This is a genomic window from Pseudomonas sp. 05N434, from assembly GCF_056396965.1.
Window position 1 is genome coordinate 1 of record NZ_JBFTMK010001065.1, and the last position, 548, is coordinate 548.

The window sequence follows — 548 nt, forward strand, 5'->3', positions numbered from 1 at the left end:
TTTCTGGTGTGACCGCCCAACCTGACACCGCCACCCAGAAGTTCGTCTTCAACCACACCATGCTGCGGGTCAAGGACATCACCCGGTCCCTGGATTTCTACACCCGCGTCCTGGGTTTCTCGCTGGTGGAAAAGCGTGATTTCCCGGAAGCCGAGTTCAGCCTGTACTTCCTGGCGCTGGTCGATAAAAACCAGATCCCGGCCGATGCCGCTGCCCGCACCGAGTGGATGAAATCGATCCCCGGCATTCTCGAACTGACCCACAACCACGGCACCGAGAACGACGCGGATTTCGCCTACCACAACGGCAACACCGACCCGCGCGGCTTCGGCCATATCTGCATTTCGGTGCCGGACGTCCGCGCCGCGTGCGAACGTTTTGAAGCGCTGGGCTGCGATTTCCAGAAACGCCTGAACGACGGTCGTATGAAGAGCCTGGCGTTCATCAAGGACCCGGATGGTTACTGGGTCGAGATCATTCAGCCGGCACCGTTGTAAATTAAAAGATCCACCCACAAAAAACCCCATGATCGCTCATGGGGTTTTGTG

General features: G+C 58.0%; 1 protein-coding gene. It reads left to right on the forward strand.

Annotation, left to right across the window (positions count from 1 at the left end; translation table 11 throughout):
* Nucleotides 1-8: 8 nt before the first annotated feature.
* The gene (gloA, locus tag AC1DLB_RS31735) at nucleotides 9-497 is read left to right on the forward strand and encodes a lactoylglutathione lyase (protein ID WP_477786498.1); all 489 of its coding nucleotides are present in this window, start codon (nucleotides 9-11) and stop codon (nucleotides 495-497) included.
* The last annotated feature ends 51 nt before the right edge of the window (nucleotides 498-548 follow it).